At 36.6% G+C, this 2,047-nt stretch carries 3 protein-coding genes and 1 riboswitch; all 3 genes read left to right on the top strand.

Features of this window, described 5'->3' with window-relative positions:
• The first annotated feature begins 17 nt into the window (after positions 1–17).
• Positions 18–218, top strand: a complete 201-nt coding sequence (locus J582_RS24725) for a hypothetical protein (RefSeq protein WP_050674871.1) — start codon at positions 18–20, stop codon at positions 216–218.
• Between the two features lie 36 nt (positions 219–254).
• A riboswitch (yybP-ykoY riboswitch) is annotated at positions 255–451 on the top strand.
• Between the two features lie 15 nt (positions 452–466).
• The gene (locus J582_RS24730) at positions 467–1,042 is read left to right on the top strand and encodes a TMEM165/GDT1 family protein (RefSeq protein WP_004711493.1); all 576 of its coding nucleotides are present in this window, start codon (positions 467–469) and stop codon (positions 1,040–1,042) included.
• A 268-nt stretch (positions 1,043–1,310) separates the two neighbouring features.
• Positions 1,311–2,047: MBL fold metallo-hydrolase (locus J582_RS24735; protein WP_032048869.1), on the top strand; the 737-nt coding region annotated here is incomplete at its 3' end.

The raw sequence follows: 2,047 nt of genomic DNA on the forward strand, positions 1-2,047 counted from the left end.
AAACTTTCAAGTAACAAATTTTACACTTCCCCTGGGAATGGATGACTTATGTGGTGATGGGTTTTGAGGTGTTTGTTGCTACTTTGATTTTGCCTTTTGAATATCAGGCTGGAACGAGCAGTAGCCCTATTGGTTTTATTCATATAAGTGCTTATTTTGCAGTGATATTAGGTATTGCACGATTAGTCGTGTGGGCGTGGATAAAATTTGTTACTTGAAAGTTTGAAAAATCGACTGACTTGAATATAATAGACGCATACTTCATTGGGGAGTAGCCGCTATTCACAGCAAAGGTGAATAGGTGATGGTCAACATAATTGTTCAACAGAACATGGTCATCATAGCTTAAACGTCTCATCGTTTCTGAGTTGGCAAGACCTTTGATTTACCACTCTGCAATCATTTTATGATATTTGGCTAGCAGGAGGGGTAGGTCATAGGCATTTATGCTAGCCAGAGAACCGACATGCAAGAATTTCTGATTTCTACCTCGATTGTTGCCCTCGCTGAAATGGGCGATAAAACTCAATTGTTGGCACTTTTACTATCTGCGCGTTTCCGTAAGCCAATTCCTATTTTAATTGCGATTCTTTTAGCAACACTTATTAATCATGGTATTTCTGCTGTGCTTGGACAATGGATTACCACAGTTCTAAGCCCTGAAATTTTAGTCTGGGTACTCGCTGTTGGTTTCATTGGTATGGCATTCTGGATGCTTATTCCGGATAAGCTCGATGATGAAACCGATAGTATTAATAAATGGCAAAAATTTGGTGTTTTTGGGGCAACCTTTATTTTATTTTTCTTAGCAGAAATTGGTGATAAAACCCAAATTGCGACAGTCGCTTTAGCTGCACGCTATGACAGTATTTTCTGGGTGATGCTAGGTACAACATTAGGTATGATGATTGCCAATGCACCAGCTGTATTTATTGGTAATAAATTAGCTGAACGTCTCTCTATCTCACTGATTCATAAAATTGGTGCAGCTATTTTCTTCATTGTAGGTGTTTCTACGCTAGTACAACATTATTTCTTCTAAGTTATTTTCAATTTGTATAAAAACGCATTCATGAAGAGTGCGTTTTTTTTGAGCTTTGAAGAAGTTAAACTTTACGATATAGCTTATTTAAGAAAATGTTAGAGGATTACTCAATTTCTTGATGATTCATTTCTAGAATAAGAAAAGTAAAATCTATTTTAAAATATTATGAGAAATATCAATTAATTCATTGCAAGCACTTTAGAATCCCTTTATTTTAGTAGGGATATAAAAATATCTAATATTTAAAATTTTTTTGGGGAATTGTATGGGGTTTGAAAAAACAACATCACAGATATTATTTGATAATGGCGTACATAAATGTATTAGTTTTACCAGTTTGGTCAAAGGGGAAGGCATACAAGCCAATCAATTTTTAATTATTGATCATGAACGAGCAGCCGTTATTGACCCAGGTGGCGACTTGACCTACGTTCCATTGACGATGGAACTTAATAAATATACTCGTCTTAAAAATTTGGACTATGTAATCGCTTCACATCAGGACCCAGATATTATTACTTCAATGCCTCGTTGGCTGGTTTATACCGATGCTAAGGTGGTGGCCTCTAAATTGTGGGCACGATTTTTACCTCACTTAAATTCATCATTTATGAGTGAGCGTATGAAAGGAAATTGGGAAGATCGTCTAATTGAGCTACCAGATCGTGGTCAAGTGATTCAACTAGGCGAATCAAAGCTTGTCATGGTTCCGGCCCATTTCCTACATTCGGTAGGTAATTTTCAGTTTTATGATCCAGTTGCCAAGATTTTATTTTCTGGTGATATGGGGGCTTCTATTGTGGAGGATGCAAGTCAGCCTCTCAAAGATTTTGATGCCCATGTGATGAAAATGAAGGCTTTTCATCAGCGCTATATGTGCTCCAATAAAGTTATTCGTTTATGGGTCAACATGGTCCGTCAAATGGATATTGAGATGATTGTACCTCAGCATGGTACTCCATTTATTGGTAAAGAAATGATTAATCAGTTTTTAGACTGGAT

It is taken from the genome of Acinetobacter sp. 1566109, assembly GCF_000582255.1.
GTDB classification, from domain to species: Bacteria; Pseudomonadota; Gammaproteobacteria; order Pseudomonadales; family Moraxellaceae; genus Acinetobacter; species Acinetobacter nosocomialis.